Source organism: Cronobacter malonaticus LMG 23826 (genome assembly GCF_001277215.2).
GTDB lineage: Bacteria > Pseudomonadota > Gammaproteobacteria > Enterobacterales > Enterobacteriaceae > Cronobacter > Cronobacter malonaticus.
Genome location: NZ_CP013940.1, coordinates 787,554 through 807,527 on the forward strand (window position 1 = coordinate 787,554; position 19,974 = coordinate 807,527).

The 19,974-nt window shown below is 52.1% G+C and carries 21 protein-coding genes and 2 pseudogenes; 7 read left to right on the forward strand and 16 right to left on the reverse strand.

Annotated features, from left to right (window positions below; genetic code table 11):
• Window positions 1-109: 109 nt before the first annotated feature.
• The 8 genes from proX to AFK66_RS03740 form a co-directional block, all read right to left on the reverse strand.
• Complete coding sequence (gene proX / locus AFK66_RS03705) at window positions 110-1,105, reverse strand: glycine betaine/L-proline ABC transporter substrate-binding protein ProX (protein ID WP_007777626.1); 996 nt, start codon at window positions 1,103-1,105, stop codon at window positions 110-112.
• A gap of 54 nt (window positions 1,106-1,159) precedes the next feature.
• The gene (gene proW / locus AFK66_RS03710; protein WP_007777624.1) at window positions 1,160-2,230 is read right to left on the reverse strand and encodes a glycine betaine/L-proline ABC transporter permease ProW; all 1,071 of its coding nucleotides are present in this window, start codon (window positions 2,228-2,230) and stop codon (window positions 1,160-1,162) included.
• The gene (gene proV / locus AFK66_RS03715) at window positions 2,223-3,425 is read right to left on the reverse strand and encodes a glycine betaine/L-proline ABC transporter ATP-binding protein ProV (RefSeq protein WP_023898106.1); all 1,203 of its coding nucleotides are present in this window, start codon (window positions 3,423-3,425) and stop codon (window positions 2,223-2,225) included. The genes proW and proV overlap by 8 nt, the downstream gene beginning before the upstream one ends.
• Window positions 3,426-3,779: 354 nt before the next feature.
• Window positions 3,780-4,739, reverse strand: a complete 960-nt coding sequence (gene nrdF / locus AFK66_RS03720; RefSeq protein ID WP_032968994.1) for a class 1b ribonucleoside-diphosphate reductase subunit beta — start codon at window positions 4,737-4,739, stop codon at window positions 3,780-3,782.
• Between the two features lie 12 nt (window positions 4,740-4,751).
• Window positions 4,752-6,833: a class 1b ribonucleoside-diphosphate reductase subunit alpha gene (gene nrdE, locus AFK66_RS03725; protein WP_369832608.1), complete on the reverse strand. Its 2,082-nt coding sequence runs from the start codon at window positions 6,831-6,833 to the stop codon at window positions 4,752-4,754.
• Window positions 6,834-6,883: 50 nt separating this feature from the next.
• Window positions 6,884-7,285, reverse strand: coding sequence for a class Ib ribonucleoside-diphosphate reductase assembly flavoprotein NrdI (gene nrdI / locus AFK66_RS03730; protein WP_023898108.1), 402 nt, complete (start codon window positions 7,283-7,285; stop codon window positions 6,884-6,886).
• Window positions 7,282-7,527: a glutaredoxin-like protein NrdH gene (gene nrdH, locus AFK66_RS03735; protein WP_007777609.1), complete on the reverse strand. Its 246-nt coding sequence runs from the start codon at window positions 7,525-7,527 to the stop codon at window positions 7,282-7,284. The genes nrdI and nrdH overlap by 4 nt, the downstream gene beginning before the upstream one ends.
• 278 nt (window positions 7,528-7,805) lie before the next feature.
• A complete protein-coding gene (locus AFK66_RS03740) occupies window positions 7,806-8,132 on the reverse strand; it encodes a DUF883 family protein (protein ID WP_004386456.1) in 327 nt (108 codons plus the stop codon).
• A 160-nt stretch (window positions 8,133-8,292) separates the two neighbouring features.
• Between AFK66_RS03740 and AFK66_RS03745 the strand changes: the two genes are divergently transcribed.
• Window positions 8,293-8,637, forward strand: coding sequence for a DUF2002 family protein (locus AFK66_RS03745; protein WP_004386457.1), 345 nt, complete (start codon window positions 8,293-8,295; stop codon window positions 8,635-8,637).
• 11 nt (window positions 8,638-8,648) lie between these two features.
• On the opposite strand, the gene AFK66_RS03750 is transcribed toward AFK66_RS03745, so the two are convergent.
• Together AFK66_RS03750 and AFK66_RS21020 are read right to left on the reverse strand one after the other, a co-directional pair.
• Entirely contained in the window at window positions 8,649-9,104 is a 456-nt protein-coding gene (locus tag AFK66_RS03750) for an L-alanine exporter AlaE (RefSeq protein WP_007777607.1), read from the reverse strand.
• Window positions 9,105-9,108: 4 nt separating this feature from the next.
• Entirely contained in the window at window positions 9,109-9,309 is a 201-nt protein-coding gene (locus AFK66_RS21020; protein ID WP_007777604.1) for a hypothetical protein, read from the reverse strand.
• Window positions 9,310-9,614: 305 nt separating this feature from the next.
• Here AFK66_RS21020 and AFK66_RS03755 point away from each other — a divergent pair, with 305 nt between their 5' ends.
• A complete protein-coding gene (locus tag AFK66_RS03755) occupies window positions 9,615-9,923 on the forward strand; it encodes an SAM domain-containing protein (RefSeq protein ID WP_007777601.1) in 309 nt (102 codons plus the stop codon).
• Window positions 9,924-10,146: 223 nt separating this feature from the next.
• Here AFK66_RS03755 and AFK66_RS03760 read toward each other — a convergent pair whose 3' ends face one another.
• On the reverse strand, window positions 10,147-10,326 hold the full coding sequence (locus tag AFK66_RS03760; RefSeq protein WP_004386460.1) for a hypothetical protein: 180 nt from the start codon (window positions 10,324-10,326) through the stop codon (window positions 10,147-10,149).
• A gap of 225 nt (window positions 10,327-10,551) precedes the next feature.
• Here AFK66_RS03760 and AFK66_RS21025 point away from each other — a divergent pair, with 225 nt between their 5' ends.
• Window positions 10,552-10,710: a YqaE/Pmp3 family membrane protein gene (locus AFK66_RS21025; protein WP_004386461.1), complete on the forward strand. Its 159-nt coding sequence runs from the start codon at window positions 10,552-10,554 to the stop codon at window positions 10,708-10,710.
• 341 nt (window positions 10,711-11,051) lie between these two features.
• Complete coding sequence (locus AFK66_RS03765; RefSeq protein ID WP_007777598.1) at window positions 11,052-12,929, forward strand: methyl-accepting chemotaxis protein; 1,878 nt, start codon at window positions 11,052-11,054, stop codon at window positions 12,927-12,929.
• A gap of 121 nt (window positions 12,930-13,050) precedes the next feature.
• On the opposite strand, the gene AFK66_RS23175 is transcribed toward AFK66_RS03765, so the two are convergent.
• Window positions 13,051-13,455 (reverse strand): STY0301 family protein, encoded by a 405-nt coding sequence (locus AFK66_RS23175; protein ID WP_023898110.1) that lies wholly within the window; start codon window positions 13,453-13,455, stop codon window positions 13,051-13,053.
• A gap of 256 nt (window positions 13,456-13,711) precedes the next feature.
• Between AFK66_RS23175 and AFK66_RS21030 the strand changes: the two genes are divergently transcribed.
• Together AFK66_RS21030 and AFK66_RS03775 are read left to right on the forward strand one after the other, a co-directional pair.
• Complete coding sequence (locus tag AFK66_RS21030; protein WP_071602997.1) at window positions 13,712-14,059, forward strand: DUF1493 family protein; 348 nt, start codon at window positions 13,712-13,714, stop codon at window positions 14,057-14,059.
• Between the two features lie 325 nt (window positions 14,060-14,384).
• On the forward strand, window positions 14,385-14,774 hold the full coding sequence (locus tag AFK66_RS03775) for an acyl-CoA thioesterase (RefSeq protein ID WP_007777593.1): 390 nt from the start codon (window positions 14,385-14,387) through the stop codon (window positions 14,772-14,774).
• Between the two features lie 82 nt (window positions 14,775-14,856).
• On the opposite strand, the gene AFK66_RS03780 is transcribed toward AFK66_RS03775, so the two are convergent.
• Both AFK66_RS03780 and AFK66_RS03785 read right to left on the reverse strand, forming a co-directional pair.
• Entirely contained in the window at window positions 14,857-15,492 is a 636-nt protein-coding gene (locus AFK66_RS03780) for a hypothetical protein (RefSeq protein WP_014728196.1), read from the reverse strand.
• Between the two features lie 291 nt (window positions 15,493-15,783).
• Window positions 15,784-16,170 (reverse strand): DUF7079 family protein, encoded by a 387-nt coding sequence (locus AFK66_RS03785; RefSeq protein ID WP_032968375.1) that lies wholly within the window; start codon window positions 16,168-16,170, stop codon window positions 15,784-15,786.
• Between the two features lie 111 nt (window positions 16,171-16,281).
• On the opposite strand from AFK66_RS03785, the pseudogene AFK66_RS21035 reads away from it, so the two are divergent.
• Window positions 16,282-16,514 (forward strand): annotated as a pseudogene (locus tag AFK66_RS21035) (phage polarity suppression protein); the annotation flags it as partial.
• Window positions 16,515-16,829: 315 nt separating this feature from the next.
• Here the strand turns inward: AFK66_RS21035 and AFK66_RS03795 are convergent.
• Window positions 16,830-18,173, reverse strand: a complete 1,344-nt coding sequence (locus AFK66_RS03795; protein WP_007777581.1) for a hypothetical protein — start codon at window positions 18,171-18,173, stop codon at window positions 16,830-16,832.
• Window positions 18,157-19,395 (reverse strand): annotated as a pseudogene (locus AFK66_RS03800) (integrase domain-containing protein). Before AFK66_RS03800 ends, AFK66_RS03795 begins: the two are co-directional and overlap by 17 nt.
• Window positions 19,396-19,974 lie beyond the last annotated feature (579 nt).

A 19,974-nucleotide genomic window follows, 5' to 3' on the forward strand; every position in this document is an offset into this window, starting at 1 on the left:
ATTCCATTCGTAGGGCGGGTAAGCGCAGCGCACCCGCCGTGACACCAAAAACGTCGTGACAAAAAAACACCCGCCGGGTGACGGGTGTTATCTCTAATCGTTAAAGCGCTTACTCCTGCGCGGCCAGCGCCTCCTTGATCCAGCCGTCAAACTGCTGCTGGTGGGCTTTGATCCAGCCATCCACATGGCCCTCGATATCCGCCTCGCTCGCTCTGCCGCTGTGCATCATCGCGTTCTGGGCGTTGATATCGGTAATCGGCAACTTCATCACCGAGAACAGCTTCGCCGCCGCCGGGTTCTTCTCCGCCCAGGCTTTGTTCGCCACAATGTGCATCGTATTCACCGGGAAGCCGAAGTTATTGCCGTTCGAAAGCTTCGTATCGATATCCTTCTGCTCGCCCGGCAGGGACGAGAACGGCACCTGCAGCCACACCACATCTTTACCCGGCTTCAGCACATCGCTCACCCAGTACGGCGTCCAGGTGTAATAGAGCACCGGTTTGCCTTCTTTATAACGCGCAATGGTATCGGCCATCATCGCCGCGTAGTTGCCGTGGTTCACGGTCACGGTGTTTTGCAGGCCATACGCCGTGTTCTGATGGTTAATCACCGCCTCGCAGCCCCAGCCAGGCGTACAGCCCATCATGTCCGCTTTGCCGTCGCCGTTGCTGTCAAACAGCTTCGCGAGCTTCGGATCTTTGAGCTGCGCGATATTGGTAATGTGATATTTCTCGGCCGTTTTACGGTCAATCAGATACCCCTGCGCCGCGCCCGTCACATAGGTGCCTTCACGGTAAAACTTCTTGTCGCCGCCCGCAGCCGCGTACATATCGTCATGCAGCGGCTGCCAGTTTACGGCGGTAAAGGTGGCGTCGCCGGAGGCGATCGAGGTGTAGCCGACGTTGTAATCCACTTCGCTGGTTTTATTCACGGTATAGCCGAGCTTTTCCAGCGCGCGGCTTACTAACCGCGTCTGAAAACTCTCTTCAGAGATCGTGCTCTGCACCGGCTGGACGGTAATGCCTTTACCGGGCAGGTCGGCGGCAAAGGTGCTGGTGGTAACGAGTGTGGCAAAGGCTGTGGCGAAAAGAACAGAATGTCGCATCGTTATTCCTTTTATTCAGATGAGGGAAAGCGGGCGGCCTGCGCCGCCGGCGCTTTATTTGATGAATGGACGGGTGATAAAACCAAGCGGGCCGCTGGCATACCAGCGACGGTTGCCGCGGCTGCGGGCGTCGCGGCCCACGGCCTGCGTCAGACGGTCGAGAATAATGGCGAGAATCACAATCCCCACGCCGCCGACCGTGGCAAGCCCCATGTCGAGGCGGCCAATACCGCGCAGTACCATCTGACCGAGCCCGCCGACGGCGATCATCGAGGCGATCACGACCATAGAGAGCGCCAGCATCAGCGTCTGGTTAATCCCCGCCATAATGGTGGGCATGGCCAGCGGCAACTGTACTTTGAACAACATCTGGCGCGGGCTGGAGCCAAACGAGCGCGCCGCTTCAATAAGATCTTCCGGTACCTGGTTAATCCCGAGGATCGTCAGGCGCACCACCGGCGGCAGGGCGAAGATAATCGTCACCACCACGCCCGGCACGTTGCCGATGCCAAACAGCATCACGATCGGCACCAGATAAACAAACGCGGGCGTGGTTTGCATCGCATCCAGCAGCGGGCGAATAATTTTCGCCGCGCGCGGGCTTCTCGCCAGCCAGATCCCAAGCGGCAGGCCAATCACGACGCAGAACAACAGCGCGGTCAGCACCAGCGCCAGCGTCACCATCGCCTGCGACCAGGCGCCGATTGCCCCGATGAGGATCAGCGATACCAGGGTCGCAACACCCATACCCGCGCCGGAAATCTGCCAGGCGATCAGCGCGAAAAGGATAATCGCGACAGGGGCGGGCATCCCCAGCAGCAACTGCTGGAAGGCGTTCAGAATGTAATCCACCGGCACGCGAATGCCCTGGAACAGCGGGCGGAAGTGCGTCACCACCCAGTCGATGCCTTCCGTCACCCAGCGGTCAAGCGGGATCAGCGTGTTATGGAACGGGTCCATAATGTTGAAATGCTCGGGCGCAGGCGCGGGCGCGCTGTTCAGCCAGTCGGTGGAGCCGCTCTCCGGCGCAGGCGTCGGGCTGCCCCAGGCGTCTGCGCTGCTGGCGCTGTTTGCGGCGGCGTCAGCGCTGCCGGTATCCCACGGATTTTGCGTCTGATCAGTCATTGGTGGCCCCCTCGCGATCTAAAGCTTTCAGCAATACCCCTTTTGAGATAACGCCCACATACTGTTGCTCGTCGCCGACGACCGGGACGGCACACGGCGCAAGCCCAACCGGTGAGAGCAGTTCGCTTAACGGCGTGTCGGCGCTCACCGCCGCGGGCGTCTCCAGCAACGCGCTGTCCAGCCCCTGGCCTGCCGCCAGCGCCGCTTTCAGGGAATCGACAGACACGGTGCCGACAAAGCGGTTGCCGCGCTCGACCACGTAGCCAAATTCGCGGTCTTCATCCTGCAACAGCTTGATGGCCGAGCGCGGGCCGAAGCCTGGCGTTTTACGCAACAGGCCCGCCGGGCTTCGGCGCGCGATATCTTTCGCGCTAAAGACCTGGCTGATATCGACCCCGCGGAAAAACGTGCGCACATAATCGTTCGCCGGATTATTGAGAATTTCATCCGGCGTGCCGACCTGCACTACTTCGCCGTTTTGCATAATCGCGATGCGATCGCCAATTCGCATGGCTTCATCCAGATCGTGGGAAATAAACACGATGGTGCGCTGGTGGCGCGACTGAAGCTTAATTAATTCATCCTGCATTTCGCTGCGAATTAACGGATCGAGCGCCGAGAAGGCTTCATCCATTAACAGGATGTCAGGGTTAATGGCCAGCGCGCGCGCAAGCCCGACGCGCTGGCGCATTCCGCCTGAAAGTTCGTCGGGATACGCGTGGGCGTAATTCTCAAGCCCGACCTGACGCAGGGCGTCGAGCGCTTTTTCCTGACGCTCTTTCAGCGGCACGCCGGCTAATTCCATGCCGAAGGCGGTATTATTTAAAACCGTCATATGCGGCATTAGCGCAAATGACTGGAATACCATCGCTATCTTTTTCTTGCGCACCTCGCGCAGCGCGGCGTCAGATATTCTGGCGATATCCTCGCCGTCAATCAGCACCTGGCCGCGGGTGGGTTCAATCAGGCGATTGAGAAGGCGAACCATAGTGGATTTACCCGAGCCGGATAACCCCATGATCACAAATATCTCGCCTTCTTCAATGGCCAGAGTGGCGTCTTTTACGCCGACAGATAGCCCTGTTTTTTCCAGTATTTCGGCTTTCGAAAGCCCTTGTTCAATATATTTAAAGGCCCGCTGTGGGTGCTCTCCAAATATTTTATATAGATTCTTAATTTCTAATTTAATTGCCATGCAATAGCGTGAGTCCTGTTATATTTTGCCGTTAAGATGATTCCTGCAGGAAATAGTTACCGGGGCATACCCTAGCATACTCAGACTCTGAGACAACCCTCAATTTCCGCAGTCCGGGGCAAATTGTGTTGTCGAATGGCGATTATTTCCCGCGATAGCTGGGCTGAGCGGCAATGAATGGGAAGTGATATTTTTTGCTGTACGCAGCGAAATGACGGGTGAATCGGTGTGATTCACCCGTTGATAAGAGGAAATAGCAGCTCAGGAGGCTACAGCGATATTTGTGCGGATTTTACAATTTTGCAGCAAATTATTCTGTGGCGTTTTTCGCGATTATTTACGCCAGGCGGCGAATTAAAAATCCCAGTCTTCGTCTTCGGTTTCCACCGCTTTGCCCATGACATAAGACGAGCCAGAGCCGGAGAAAAAGTCGTGGTTTTCATCGGTGCCGGGGGAGAGGGCGGCCAGAATCGACGGGTTCACCTGCGTCATTTCCGGCGGGAACAGCGCCTCGTAACCGAGATTCATCAGCGCTTTGTTGGCGTTGTAACACAGGAACGCGCTGACATCGTCCACCCAGCCGACGTCACGGTAGAGCGCCTCGGTGTACGCAAGCTCGTTATCGTAAAGCTCCATCATCAGATCCAGCGCGAAGGTTTTGAGCGATTCGCGCCGCGCGTCGTCCACCTGCGCCAGCGCCTGCTGATATTTGTAACCGATGTAATACCCATGCACCGCCTCGTCGCGAATGATAAGACGAATCAGATCGGCGGTATTGGTGAGCTTGCCGCGGCTCGACCAGTACATCGGCAGATAAAAGCCGGAGTAGAACAGGAAAGATTCCAGAAATACGCTCGCGATTTTCTTCTTCAGCGGATCGTCATCGCGATAGTGCGCAAGGATAATTTGCGCTTTGCGTTGCAGCGGCGCGTTCTCTTCACTCCAGGCGTAGGCGGCGTCCACGTCCGGCGTCTGGCAGAGCGTGGAGAAAATCGAGCTGTACGAGCGCGCGTGTACCGCCTCCATAAAGCTGACGTTTGAGAGCACCGCTTCTTCGTGCGGCGTCAGCGCGTCGGCCATCAGCGCGGGCGCGCCCACCGCGTTCTGAATGGTGTCGAGTAGCGTCAGCCCGGTAAAAACGCGGATGGTCAGCTGCTGCTCGCCGGGCGTTAAGGTCTGCCAGGCCGGAATATCGTTTGAGAGCGGCACTTTTTCCGGCAGCCAGAAGTTACTGGTGAGCCGGTTCCACACCTCCAGATCTTTCTCGTCCTGAAGCTTGTTCCAGTTAATGGCGCTAATACGGCTTAAACGGATCATGGTGTTTCCTCACAGGGCGCAGGAGACGCAGCCCTCAATTTCGGTGCCTTCCAGCGCCAGCTGGCGCAGTCGAATGTAATAGAGTGTCTTGATGCCTTTCTTCCAGGCGTAAATCTGCGCTTTGTTGATATCGCGCGTGGTGGCGGTATCCGGGAAAAAGAGCGTCAGCGACAGCCCCTGATCCACATGGCGCGTCGCCTCGGCGTAGGTATCGATGATTTTCTCCGGGCCGATTTCATAGGCATCCTGGTAGAGCGACAGATTCTCGTTAGTCATAAACGGCGCGGGGTAGTAGACGCGGCCGATTTTGCCTTCCTTGCGGATTTCGATTTTCGAGACGATCGGGTGAATGCTCGACGTCGCATGGTTGATATACGAGATAGAGCCGGTCGGCGGCACCGCCTGGAGGTTGCGGTTATAGAGCCCGTGGCGCATCACGTCGTCGCGAAGCGCACGCCACATCTCAGGCGTCGGAAGCGTAATGCCTGCGCGCGCAAACAGTTCAGCGACCCGCGCGGTACGCGGCGTCCATGTCTGCAAGAGGTATTTGTCAAAGTACTCGCCGCTGGCGTAACGGGAGGCTTCAAACCCTTCAAAACGTTCGCCGCGCTCGCGCGCCAGTTTCATGGATGTGTTCAGCGCATGCCAGGTGACGGTATAAAAATAGAGATTAGTGAAATCGAGCCCTTCCGGAGAGCCATAAGCGATGCCTTCGCGCGCCAGATAGCCGTGCAGGTTCATCTGCCCAAGCCCGATGGCGTGGGAGGCGGCGTTACCCGCTTCAATCGACGGCACGCTGCGGATATGGCTCATGTCAGACACCGCCGTCAGCGCGCGTACCGCCACTTCCACTGTCCGGCCGAAATCGGGCGAATCCATGGTATGCGCGATATTCAGCGAGCCGAGATTGCAGGAAATATCGTGGCCTGTGGTCGCGTAATTGAGGTTTTCATCAAACGTCGAGGCGCTGTTAACCTGCAAAATCTCTGAGCACAGGTTGCTCATGTTAATGCGCCCGGCAATCGGGTTGGCGCGGTTCACCGTATCCTCAAACATGATGTACGGATAGCCGGATTCAAACTGAATCTCCGCCAGGCGCTGGAACAGCTCGCGGGCGCTGATATAGCGCTTGCGAACGCGTTCATCCTCCACCAGCTGTGTGTACATCTCGCTGACGCTGATGTCGCCGAACGGCTTGCCGTAAATACGCTCCACGTCATAGGGCGAGAACAGCGCCATCTGCGCGTTGGCTTTCGCCAGCTCAAAGGTGATATCGGGGATCACCACGCCGAGCGAGAGCGTTTTGATGCGGATCTTCTCATCGGCGTTTTCGCGTTTGGTATCCAGAAAACGCAGAATATCGGGGTGGTGCGCGTTCAGATAGACGGCCCCCGCGCCCTGGCGCGCGCCGAGCTGGTTGGCGTACGAAAAGGCGTCTTCCAGCATTTTCATCACTGGGATAACGCCGGAGGACTGGTTTTCGATGCGCTTAATCGGCGCGCCCGCTTCACGCAAATTCGAGAGCGAAAACGCCACGCCGCCGCCGCGTTTGGAGAGCTGGAGCGCGGCGTTTACCGCGCGCCCGATAGACTCCATATTATCTTCAATGCGCAGCAGGAAGCAGGAGACCAGTTCGCCGCGCTGCTTTTTCCCGCAGTTCAGGAAGGTGGGCGTGGCGGGCTGGAAGCGGCCGCTTAATATTTCATTAAGGATGTGGCGCGCCAGCGTTTCATCGCCGCAGGCGAGCGTCAGCGCCACCATGCAGGCGCGATCCGGGAAGTGCTCCAGATAGCGCTTGCCATCAAAGGTTTTCAGCGTGTAGCTGGTGTAAAACTTCCATGCGCCGAGAAACGTTTTAAACATAAAACCGTAGCGGTGCGCCTCATCAAACAGCCCGGCAACGAAGCTGGCGTCGTAGCGTTTGAACACATTCTCATCGTAATAGCCTTCGCTTACGAGATACGCCAGACGCGCGTGGGTGTCGGGAAACGTCACCGAGCGTGGCGCCACATGCGCGGTCATAAACGCCGCCACCGCCTCGCGGTCTTTCTCAAACTGGATACGTCCGTCGGCGTCGTAAAGGTTGAGCATCGCGTTCAGCGCGTGATAGTCCGGCGGCGTTTGCCGCACGGCGTCGCCGGTTAATGTTGTCGTTGCCAAAATTCGCTCACTCCCTTACGTACGTTATCGATGTCTTGCCCGGTGCCCATCAGCTCGAAGCGATAGAGAAACGGCACCTGGCATTTGTGGGCGATGATGTCGCCTGCGCGGCAAAACCCTTCGCCGAAATTACGGTTGCCTGCGGCGATCACCCCGCGCAGCAGCGCGCGGTTGTGTTCATCATTAAGAAACCGAATCACCTGGCGCGGGACGGCACCGGCGGTGCCGCCGCCGCCGTAGGTCGGCACCACCAGGATGTAAGGCTCGTCTGCCCGCAGCCGCTCGCGATCCTCCAGCGGAATTCGCGCCGCCGGCAGCCCCAGCCGCGCAATAAAACGGTGGGTATTTTCCGAGCGGCTGGAGAAGTAAATCAGGGCGCTCATGCGTTCGCCGCAAGGGAGTCTGCGCGCAGGCGGTTAATCATGTCCGGGCGAAAACCGCTCCAGCTCAGGGAATCGGCCATCACCACCGGCAACTGGCGAAAACCCTGGGCGCGCAGTGTGTCGATGGCTTCCGGCTGTTCGTCGAGATTGATGGTGTCAAACGCGATCCCGCGGCTTTCCAGCGCGCGTTTAGTGGCGTGACACTGGACGCAATCATTTCTTGTGTAAATAGTTATGCGCATGATTCGTATTCTCATCAATAGGTTAAAATCACCACCGCGAAGCCGTGTTGATTGGGGTTGTCTGATAAGAAAGATACTAGATGTAGTTATGATAACTTTCAACTGCGCAATATATAGGGTTTCTGGCAACGGGAGCACAATGAGCGTGCAGACGCAGGCAGGCCGCGTAGCAGCGGTAAAAAAAGTTTTTTGTCAGCAAAAAGGGTAAGAAAGGAGACTTGCAGAGATATCGTTCCCCGGCGAGGCCGGGGAAGAGGCATTGAACCGTGCTTCAGAGATTAGCGGCGGGTAATCAGCAGCGCGCCGAGGAAAATCCCGACTGCCGCGCCAATACCCAGGCTGCTCAGCGGGCGCTCACGTACAAACGTGCTGGCGCAGCTGACCGCGTCGCGGGCCGCCTGAGAAACCTGGCTTCTGCCATGCATACGTGCGCGGGTTTCGCGCAGCAGCGATTCCGCTTTACGGCGCGCCACGTCCGCTTCGCCTTTGGCATCGCTGCCCCAGGATTTGAGGACGCCTTCCAGCGTATCGGCAAGGCGGCTGATGTCCTGGTTGATCTCATCCACACCAGCGTTCACATCACTACGGGTATTTCGGTTAAACATAGCGCTCTCCCTTTTGTGTTTACTTAATAGCAGTATAGAACAAAATGTGAGCCGCTTCGGCGCATGGGGCCGTCAGAGGGCGTTTCTGGACTTTTCCGAAAGCCCTGCTATTTCTCCTAAGGTAAGGTTTCCCCGCAGCTGAAGCAGATGAGGAAAATTTATGTATTTACGACCCGATGAGGTGGCGCGCGTACTGGAGAAAGCCGGGTTTACCATGGATGTGGTGACGCCAAAAACTTATGGTTATCGTCGCGGCGAGAATTATGTCTATGTGAATCGTGAAGCGCGGATGGGGCGCACGGCGCTGGTCATCCACCCCACGCTCAGGGAGCGCAGCCAGTCGCTGGCAGACCCGGCTTCAGAAATGAAAACCTGCGATCACTACCAGCAGTTTCCGCTGTGGCTTGGCGGCGACGCGCAGGAGCATTACGGCATTCCGCTGGGATTCAGCTCCCGCATGGCACTGGAGCGTTATCTGAACGGCTTATTTGGCGAACCGCAGTAAACCGTCCCTTCTCAGGCCTGCGCGCTGACCGGCGCGGCGGGGCTTACCCGGAACAGACGGCGGCAATAATCGAGGAAATACCCGTAAGCCGCCCCCATCATCATCGACACCACAATATTGGAGCTTACCGCGGTGATAATCTGCGGGATATCCGCGCCCACAAACAGCAGGATGGCGGCGTACACCGGCGACTGAAAGGTAATGTAGGCGATAACATCTGCCAGATTTTTCACCAGGCGGCCTTTACCCACGCGCCCGGCAAAGCGCATTACGGCGTCGCGGTAAAGGCCATACGGCCAGGCAATCACCATATTGACCGGTATCGCTACCAGACGTGACGAGAGCGATTGCTCGAAGCTCATTCCTGAGACGAATATTTCAATCATCATCCCCACGACGGAGCAATACACTACCATGGCAAACGTGTCCGCTACGGCGTGACGCAGGCGAGAATGCGGAGAAAACATCGAATTAAGCTCCTGGCTCATCAACAGGGAAAACGGGAAGGTGAAGGCTATGCTGGCGATATACCTTGCATTTTGCGCTGATGATAGAGTATATGGCTGGCTTATTGCTTTCAATTAGCGATAAATTTTTATTTATCGCCACTTTGTCCATAAAATCCTCTGTAAATTCAAAAACGTGCGGCGCTTCGCTATTTTTTAACAGCATCTGACTGATTTGCTTTTAGTTTCAATGGGTTATTTTTTCATGGGCAATGACATCTCGCCTGGTGCGGCAGAGAATCTTTTACGCAGACGTTTTTGGCGCGCCGTAGCGTTTCAGATAGCGTGTTCAGGCAAAAAGCAGCCGTTTCTGCTGTTCAGGCGTCAGGTGCAGGCCGGTGCCATCAGGTGTATTTATTGGTGCGATGAATATGATTAGCCCGCCGTAAAACAGCTTTAACCATTATTCAGCCCAGGCGCGCCAGCACCGCCGGATAATGCCCGCCACTCTTGTAACGGGGATTAATCATCATGGACGCAATCAGCGACGTGTTATATCAGGTCGAGCGGGGCGTGATGGCGCTCGTTTGCGAAGGCGATTTGCGAAAAAAAATGCGGCGCTTCTGGTTTGAATCGCTTATGCATGTGTCGTCTGCCGCGCTGCCTGAGGCATTACAGCGTGAGCTGCTCCTGCTTCGCGCGCCGTTCAGCGCACCGCAGGCGCGCCCGGTCGCAGCGTGGAGTGACGAAGAGGTTCAGCAGTGGCTTAAAGCTCTCCTTGGGTTTTATCACCGGCTCAGTGAGCAGGCGTTCAGAGAGAATGCGGGGCAGAAAATGTAAGGCGGATGCACGTCGCTTATCCGCCAGACGTAACACCGTAGGATGGGTAAGCGAAGCGCACCCACCGTGAAACATCGCCACCGCATTCACCACCGGCGCGGCCTGTGAATCCACACACGCCTAATCGCCGTCTTCTTTATAGACTAAAACCGTAGGGTGGGTAAGCGAAGCGCACCCACCGTGAAACATCGCCACCGCACCCACCACCGGCGCGGCTTGCGAATCAACACACGCCGAAGTCACCGTCTTCTTTATACAGCGCTACATCGGCGGCTTTCAGCGTGACTTTCTCGCCCTGTTCGTCATCCGGGCGCACCGCGACAATCTGATCGCCATGCACTTCAATCACTTTCAGTTTCGGGCCGCCCAGACGCGGTTGAACGATATCACCTGCTGCAAACATAGTGCCTCCTGTTTATTCATCGTGTTTCTGTAACAGTAGCCCACCACCGCGCTCATCGACAACCGCAATCCCGCGCTTTGTTGGCAAAATGTTAATAACTTATCTTCTGTATAGCCGCGTTAGGCCAGGTAAAGTCCTGTATGGCGGGTGGCGCTTTGTCTTTCAGCGACTAAACTTAATAAAAATAAGTCACTTACAACACCTGCAAAAACTACAGGAGTAACTATGGGATTCTGGAGAATCATTTTTACTATCATTCTGCCGCCGCTTGGCGTACTGCTGGGGAAAGGTGTCGGTGGGGCGTTCCTTATTAACATCCTCCTGACGCTGCTGGGTTATTTCCCGGGGCTCATCCATGCCTTCTGGGTTCAAACCAAAAACTAATCCCTGTTTTAAGAGACCCGCTACGGCGGGTTTTTTATGCATGATTTCTGCCCTTTTTTCCCGCCATTTTCCCGTTTTAACCCTACTGCGAAACCGCTCACGATTTAACCGCTGCGTTGCATTTTAATTGCATACAAAACGTGCGGATTTACTCACGCTTAACAATATTTTAGCGAATGAACTGTTTTAATCGAAACTTTTGCCGATAACAGAGGGGCAGAGAGGCGTTTTTCTCTGAATAACTTGAAAAATAGAGATAAAAAGAGGCCACCATGGGGATCCTGTCAACATTAATCACGGGTCCAGGACGGACATTTTCGGCGCAAAGCCCCCGTAGCGGTGTGTATCGCTGTAATAAATTACCTACATCGTTACGTGACGCGGGCGTGCCGGATAAGCCGGGCATCTTGATGGTATTTGTACCGCCCAACGCGGATTTTCATGCTGTCAGTCAGGTCTGGCAGCGCTTCGCCACGCCGGAACGCACCGTACTTGTGCTTTCCTCCACCGGCACGCTGTGCCAGCAGGATAAAGCGACGGTCTATTGCTCTTTGGAGAGCGACGAAGGGAGCTGGTTACTGCTGCCAAAAGCGCTGATTGGCCGTCATGAAGTGCATTCTGTCGATCTTCACACCCGCATTCCGGGCGCGGTACAGCGCGTGCAGGCGATCTCGCGCGATCTCAGCGCGCTCAATGTGCAGATGCCGCTCAGCGCCGACCGCACGTTTGCGATGATTTACTGCGACGGGCTGGCCGCGTCGGAAGGTTTCCTGATGCAGGCCTGGTATAAATCCGGGCGTTTCCCGTGTCTCGCGGTCGGCGGGGCGGCGGGCGGCAAGCTCGATTTCAGCGGCACCTGGATGAGCGTTAACGGCCGGATGATGGACGGCCGCGCGATTGTCATCCTGTGTGAAATGGCACCGGGTAAATCTTTCGCGCCGTTTAAAAGCCAGAACTTCCAGCCGACCGACAAAAGCTGGCTGGTGGCGCAGGCCGATCCGGTCGCGCGTACCGTCACGTCGCTGTTCGACGCAAAGGATCATCAACAGCCCATTACGTCGTATCTGGCAAGCCAGCTCAACTGCAAACCGGACCAGCTGGCGCAGGCGCTGGAGGGTTACACCTTCGCGGTAAAAGTAGGCGATGATTTCTTTATTCGCTCCGTGGCGCAGATCGAGTCCTCACAGATCCGCTTCTTTTGCGATCTGGAATTTGGCGACAGGCTGTATCTGATGAAAGCGACCGATTTTGTCGCGCACACGGAGCACGACTGGCAGGCGTTCACGCGTCGCTACGGTAAACCGTCCGGAATGCTGCTTAACGACTGCGTACTGCGCCGCATGAACAACCTGGCAACGCTGCCGCGCGCCGATTTCTTTCGCAAGATCCCGGCGGCGGGCTTCTCAAGCTTTGGCGAAATTCTTGGGGTGCCTATCAACCAGACACTCTCCGCGCTGGTGTTTTTCGATAAGCCCAACCAGGCGATGAGCCAGTTCCCGGTGGAATACGCGGCCTACGCGGCACACTACGCGCAACGCACGCTGCGCCGCTGGGAGGCGATGCACCGTATGCAGTCGCAGGTGATTGAGCAGGTCATCAGCTATCAGCAGGAGCTGTCGCCGCTGCTCTCCACGCTGCCGCTGCTGGAGCATGCCACATCGCAACAGACTGAGACGCTGGATATCGCTCAGGGGAATATCCGCTCTATGAGCAATGCCGCGCGCGACACCCGTGACGCGCAGGACAGGCTGGAGCAGGGCTTAAGCGATCTGGAGACCATTTCGGCGGGGATCACTAAAATCACCAGCGGGATCCGCTCTATCGCCGATCAGACCAACCTGCTGGCGCTCAACGCCGCGGTTGAAGCGGCGAGAGCCGGTGAATCCGGGCGCGGTTTCGCCGTGGTGGCAGGCGAAGTGCGCCGTCTGGCGCATCTGTCACGCGAGCAGGCGGAGGCGACGGCACACAGCATCAACGAATCTGTCGAGACCATTGCGCGTATTCGCCAGGTCACCACGGAAACGGTCAGCGCGACCCAGACCATGGCGGACCGCAGTATCGAAGCCGCGGATCGCATCGCTTCGATGAGCGAGCAGACCAGCGAAGAGCGCGAAAACGTCGCCCAGAGCCTGGGACGTCTGAAGGTTGTCGCCAAAGGGATGGACGCGATGCAGGAGGCGGTCGCTCAGCTGCGCACGTTGCAGGAGCTGGCGAAGTAATTTGAGTCCGCTCTGAAAAGCGCTGTGTTTATATAAAAGCGAGACGGGGTAACACCCTCTCGCTTTTTTTATCGGTTCGCTGACGGACGTTACTCTTCTTCGCCGGCGGGGCGGGAAGGCGTTATTCACAAAACGCGTAAAACCGGGTGCTATTATCCTCAAGCCCAGCTTTACATTGATTCGCGCTATCCGGCACCTTTAATTCCACGGTTTTAGAGGTGTTTTCATAACGGCAAACCAGCCAGAGCGGCAAACCCATTTTCTTTCCGTAATCCTGATACTCTTGCAGCGTCCAGACTATGTGGCTGTCATTATCAGGCATCAGTTCACCGTGTTTTTCCGGCGGACCCTGGAAAAGGGTGGCGTCATTTAAGCGGTGTGTGGTTAAGGCATTCTGTAACGTGTTCGGGCACGTTATTTTTCCGGCACAGGCAGCGCCTGAAAAGATAAAAAAAGCCGTGCTCAGCAGTAGTGTTTTATTCCACGACAGAATAATTATCCCCGTTGTTTTCCGCGCGCGGTGCATGCCGGAAATAAATTGTACGCTGGCTGACGGGGGGTGTTACTGCTATATAAGCCATCTTTCAGTCTCCATTCAATTTTTGGAGATGATATTTTTGTTTGATGAGGTAAACGTAGTGATCCTTTATAATAGTAATTAATTAGGAATATTGCCCAGGCTTTTTAGTCAGTTGTTGAGTGATAATTGAAATAATCATTTATTACTACAAACATCAAATGACGATAATTTTAAACGCTATTGTCAATAAAGAGTGCCAGTTATGACTTTGAACAAGAAAACTACAGCAGCTGTTTTGAAATGGTATGACGAAAAGTGGAATCTCCCTGGGCTATTGCGCAAGAAAATACCGCTCACGCCTGAAATCAGCCTCACCACAGGCCGCTATCCGTGGGCGCGAGAGACGGGAGATGAGATTATGCAGGACTATTTTAACCGGTTTTCTGTGGATGATACGAGCTTTGATTTTTTAAGATACTGGCCTCCTGAAACAGGTATTTGGCCTAATTGCTTACGCCCTCGAGCATTGCGGGTGGAAATAAAAGATCCTGAACCATTAACCATATCTATGTTAATCGAGTCTGCGAAAGCCGGGCGATGGCTTTATTGAGGCATTATTTTTCGGCGTATCAGCGCGGCAAGATTATCTCGTGAGATATCAGATGTTCATGAACAGAGAGCTAAAATGGCTCCGGAGGTTACGTGATCGAGTGGCTATCAACATAACAACCTTCATAAAACTGCCCCAGGAAGAAAGCCCTCGCACACAGACCGGGCAGACATCTCTCCTTTACCCTGAACCCGTCAGCCCGGTTTGCACAGCGGCAGCAATCTGCGCCTGAAGCCTTACGCGCGGTTACACGTTAGAATTATCGCAACACGCACAAACACACGTTAAACCAAGCAGGGCCAGTGGCCCGTAATCAGGAGCAGAGATGTTCAGTAAAATTTATGAGGTTGATGAAAGCCATATCGATTTTCAGGGCGTCGTGGACGGGCTCTATTACCCGTTTTACATGGAATGGGCGCGCCACGCGTTTATGAAAGAAGCGCTGGGGATTGATATCGAAGAGGAGTTTAAGCAGGGGCGCCTGTACATGGTGCTGGAGTATTCCCTGCGTTTTCGCCAGAGCCTGAAAAAAGGCGACACCGTGGAAGTGACCTGCCAGCTTGAAAAAAACGTCAAGCGCAACCGGGTCAACTTCGCTCAGCAGATCCGCGTGAATGGCACAACCTATGCGGAAGCAACCTTCGTCGCCACCTGTCTGGTTAACGGCAGACCTTCTATGCCCGACGCGGTGGTCAAGGCGTTAGAAGAACTCTGATTTCCTATCCTGAACGGCGCCGCCGTTTTTGAGGGGGCGTGCGCCGGTTTACCGTGTCGTAAGGCAGGAACATAAGAAAAAACTAAGTCTCTTTTTTGTTATTGATGCGTCTTTCCTGACGTTGTTTTTTCTCTTCTTCACGATTCTTATTCATCCATCGAGAAGAAGCATATAAAACAGGGATGCTTACTATAAGTAAAAAGACAGCAACAGAACGGTCTGCATCCCATTCCGTTGCATTGGCATCAGACAGAATCAGCAAAATCCCTGAGGCGACACCCAGCATAATCGGCTCAACCGCTTCATCAGGCCCTTCTGTCACCAGCATGTACGCGAGTTGGATACCACATGAAATCGCCAGTGCTGAGGCGACATACTTTAACGTGCTAAAGTGGATGATAAAATAAATAGCCTCATCAAAAGAGTAAAGGCTTGCTTTATCCTGGGGGAACACTCCGAACGTTTGAAGTAATTCGAGCCCGCCTTTTACACAAAGCACGAGGGTCAGGGTTAAGAAAATTATTTTTTGCAGCCGTAGCTGAAAGTTTCTTGCGGCAGCTTCCAGCGCTACTGTGGTTCTGGCAAACAGAATGATACGGAGCTCCGTTTTAAAGTTACTGAAGCCTTTTTTTAAACGGTTACTGCTGGATGTAAATGCAAATACGGTAAATAATAACGTTGCGAAAACAAACCCTGCCAGAAAGCCAATCCATAACATATATATTCCCGGATGCGTGATTTAATGAATTTTTTAAGTGTTATCGTAATTTTACTGCTTTATGAAATTTATACAATCAATTATAAAAAATACGCATTGGTAAGGAGATTTTACTTATACACCGTCCTGTTGCTACTATTGGTGTGAGGCTAAATTATGAGCAACATCAGGATGATACCCTGAAGGATTTTTACTTAAAGTTATGGCGTGAAAGCGAATTTTCAGAAAAGATTCGTCATCAGAAAATAGAGTAATAATGGCAACCGGGTATGTAATTGATCCAGCACGTTTTCATGTAATCTTTGCCAGTTCAGCACAAAGCCACTCAATTTCAGTCTGAATATATTTCCTGCGCTGCTTTAACAGGATACGGGCAGGGACGAGGCGCTCGATCAACATTGGTTTTCTGATGACGTATGCCAGAACCATCTCTTTTACATCTTCTTCTGACCAGCCCTGCATGACCGGTGCTGGGTTATACAAAAGGTTTATCTGTAAGACAGGCGCAACTTCTTCATCCAGAATGGTCAGGATCTCTTCACGACTTTTACCGGATGCTTTTAACACCTGTGCCATCCATCGATAATCGTAATCCTGTAATTCCCGCCCGGTACAAATTCCCGACAGGGCATACCAGACAGGAACCCGGCTGGCGATTTCAGCGTCTCTGAGGTGCATAGATTTTTCCTGCGCGATGGGTGGTGAGTGGTGATAGTGAGGGATGCGCTTACTAGGGGCAAGTTAAGGACGGAGGTTTTATGTTGGCGATAGGGTAAATATCTTGGGTGACATCTTGCTATTCAGTTCTGTGCTATGCAGTGCCAGGCCGATTATCTGCAGGAGGCATTACATTAAAGATGCGACCGACGCTGAGCGATTACTATTCTGCGCAGGATCATGACATTATAACAGACATGAGATTCAGGCCTGAAGCGGCTTCACGCGATGATAGTCGTGAAAAATTCACGCCTGCACAGAACCTGAATTATACCCGCCGTCGTGCAGAACTGGCCGCGCAGTAGTCCTTTCAAAAATTCCCGCAAATCCCGCTGATTTTTTGTAAAAAAGCCATGCATGCATAAGGTGCATGGTTTTGCATGCGTTTTCGCGCGCCTGCACTCCCTGCCAGCGCCAGCGCCAGCGCCAGTCGCGGCGCGGCCTGAGGCATCTTTGCACCTGCATTAAAAGCGCCCCCTTAAGCGGGCAGGCGGGGCGGGGAGAGCATTGCGCGCCAGTGAGGCAAGTTAATTTTATTTGGCCTTTAACATATATGATTACATTGCACATAATTTTGGCAGCCTCATACACGGATCACTTAGAAATCAATGAGTTTGAATCTACTTTGTTAGTTGCCACAAAAAATAATAATCACTTGACCGTATTTCGTCCTCACTGAGAAATGCTGATTTATAATCAATCATTGAACTAACGATGGCACTTCCTCCGCCAATTGCTGCTAATATGCTACCTATATTTGAAGGCAACACTCCAGAGTAAAGCCCAAAGGCTACAGCTCCAGAACCAAAAATTAATTTATCACGAAGATTGTTTCTCTTTTTTATTTGGTAGTCTTTTAGCTTTTTATTAATTAGATTGATCTCAGGTAAAACTGTATCTCTAAAGATTTCAGGGAAATATTCTTGTTTTTGTTTAGGTGCTTCTAATAATAACTTATTTAATTTATCTCTGTAAACTTTAAATGATTCATCTTCTCTTTCTCTCAATTTTAATATTTCCAATGGATCTCGACAATGAATGGTAGGTAAGTAATGACTTACTGATTGATTGAAGGTGTTAGCATTTATAGACATCGTCTCAGCGTTCAGTTTACCAGTTATTTTAATTTTTTCTTTGTTATCGATTAATAGAGATGAGTTGTAGAAATGCGAAATCCACTCTTGCTCAATTATATCGTTAACCAAAGGATAAACCACTGATTGAAGAATGTTTTTCTGTTCTACTTCTTCGCGGGAAAAAGTGTGTTTGATATTTTTTTGTGCCAATTTCCTGAGGTGTTTGGATTTTGGTTTCTGATAAAAATTCAGATGTGTGCTCCCGTGATCGATAATGTTTCCTTTATCAAGTATTTCAATAAAGATCTCTCCGTTATCAAACTTATCGAGAGATATGGTGCAGTTTGATAGTAAATGTTCATTAAAGATGGAGGTTAATTCTTCTTCTTTTTTGAGAATTTTCTCTGCTAATGGTTTAGCTAATGTTTCGTGATGATGAGAACATAGGGACATATACCCACTTGAGTATTGTATAATCCCTAGTGAAAGGTATGGCTTCAAATAAAAGTATTGACAGATCGCTATTAAAATCTCGTTCTTTATATGGTTAATATGCAAATCCTCCCATGAAAAATAAAGAGGCTCAAAAGGATTGTTAATGTATATTACATCAGCATATAAAGATGCGAATGAAACTAGCTCATCTAGCTTATTGAGACGACAATCTAAACTAGCACAGTTAGTCACTCCTCCACTTAAAGATGTGTTAGCAATGAATGAAAAGTTTTCGTTGTTTTTATCTTGGTAGGGAGAATGGTTTCTTGTGCTTAAGTACAGAGTTTCGATAAACTTGAATAAGGTGTCTGGCGTTGAATTGTCTATGGATTTGGCGATTCCATCCTGTGACCATAGAGATATAACTAAGTCTAGTTCAGAAATTAATTCCATTTCTACTCTCCTTATCACTTAAGCACGATCTATTAAATATAGACACTTTAGAGCCCCACCAAGACATCAATTCTTTACGATGCACTAAGTAGTCAGAACGGTTATATGCACGCCTTACTTCATTCTTATCACTATGAGCTAAAGCTGCTTCAATAACATCTGGGTTAAAACCTTCTTCATTCATTGCAGTGCTTGCTATGGAACGCAAACCATGGGCTACCAGCTTTCCACTATAACCAATACGCTTAAGGGCAGCATTAGCTGTTTGGCTATTCATTGGCTGCTTTGGATCATTCCTACTAGGGAACACATGTTCTCGATGGGCACTAATAGGCTTCATAGTTTCTAAAATTTCTAATACCTGAAGTGATAAAGTAACAATGTATTCACGCTTAGCCTTCATCCGTTCGGCTGGAATCGTCCAAAGCTTTGCATCTAGATCAATTTCTTCCCACCGAGCTCCTGAAGCTTCTGAAGGACGTACAAGTGTCAGTAACTGCCATTCAATTAGACACCGAGTCGGAACAGATAGGTTTGACATAACTAAAGAACGCAACAGCCCAGGCAACTCTTCTGGTCGCAGCGTTGGCATGTTTTGTTTTTTGGGCTTCTCAAAGGCCATTCCGACACCAGATGCCGGGTTAGCATCAATCAAACCAGTGTTAACTGCATAAATCATTATTTCGTTAATGCGCCGCACCAACCAGCGTACTGTCTCAAGTGCTCCACGTGCTTTGATTGGCTTAAGGGCTTCAACCAATGTACGGGCTTTGATTTGCTGAACAGGGATCTCATCGATTGCAGGGAATACATCTTTCTCCAGTGAGCGCCAAATGTCTTTTGCATAATCAGAAGTAACGCTTTTGCTTTTGAGCTGAAACCAGTTAGCGGCGACCATTGAAAAAATACTGTTCAGTGCTATTTGCTGCTGTTCCTCTGCAACTTCAGTTTGAATTTGCGGGTCGATTCCGTTGGCTAATAAGGCAAGGTAATCCGCTCTTAATCCTCGGGCATCAGCAAGCTAAATCGCAGGGAAGGCACCTAGCTCCATCATGGTCCGTTGCTTTGTTCCCGGACGTTGATAGCGAAAGCGCCATAGCTTTTTGCCACTAGTTTTCACTATCAGGAAAAGCCCGTCGCCATCATGCAGTGTTAGATCCTTCTCTAACGCCTTAGCGCGCAGAACTTCGGTGTTGGTCAGGGGGCGTGTTGTCCGTGCCACTGTGGTAGCTCCTTCATGAATTGATATGCGCTTTTAGCTATATATCTTACCGTATACCGATAACCACCAGCTTTAGCCGAATGCCCAGGACTACAACAGACACAAAAAAGCCCGCAGGGCTTGCGCCGTGCGGGCTCTTAGGACTTCATCGGATGACTCTGGTAATCACCGATGGAGAATTTTGGGGCTGGCGTCCCTGTGCTTTTAATTATAGTGTATTGATATTTAATATTTTTGTTTAAATTAATTTCGTTATGGGTTCCAAAAAGGAACCATAAAGTAGAACCACAGAACCTCGCATGGTTCCAACATGCCTAGCGACTTCAAAATAACACGCTCTATGGCAAACTAAATGTAAGTGTGGCTGGATATTTAGCGTCTGATTACTGAGAGGGTCAATAAAAACTGCTCTATCTCAAATACTGTAGTGGCCCATAAACTTGTCCGCTTGAGTCGATGGTGTACCTCGTCCGTTCAGGCCCGGAGTGGCTAATTAGCAGAGTATTCATGTCTGCTATGAGCGAGGATCGGACGTAAAACAACTGTAAAAAACTATTTAACTCAGGCAGAAATGTCAAG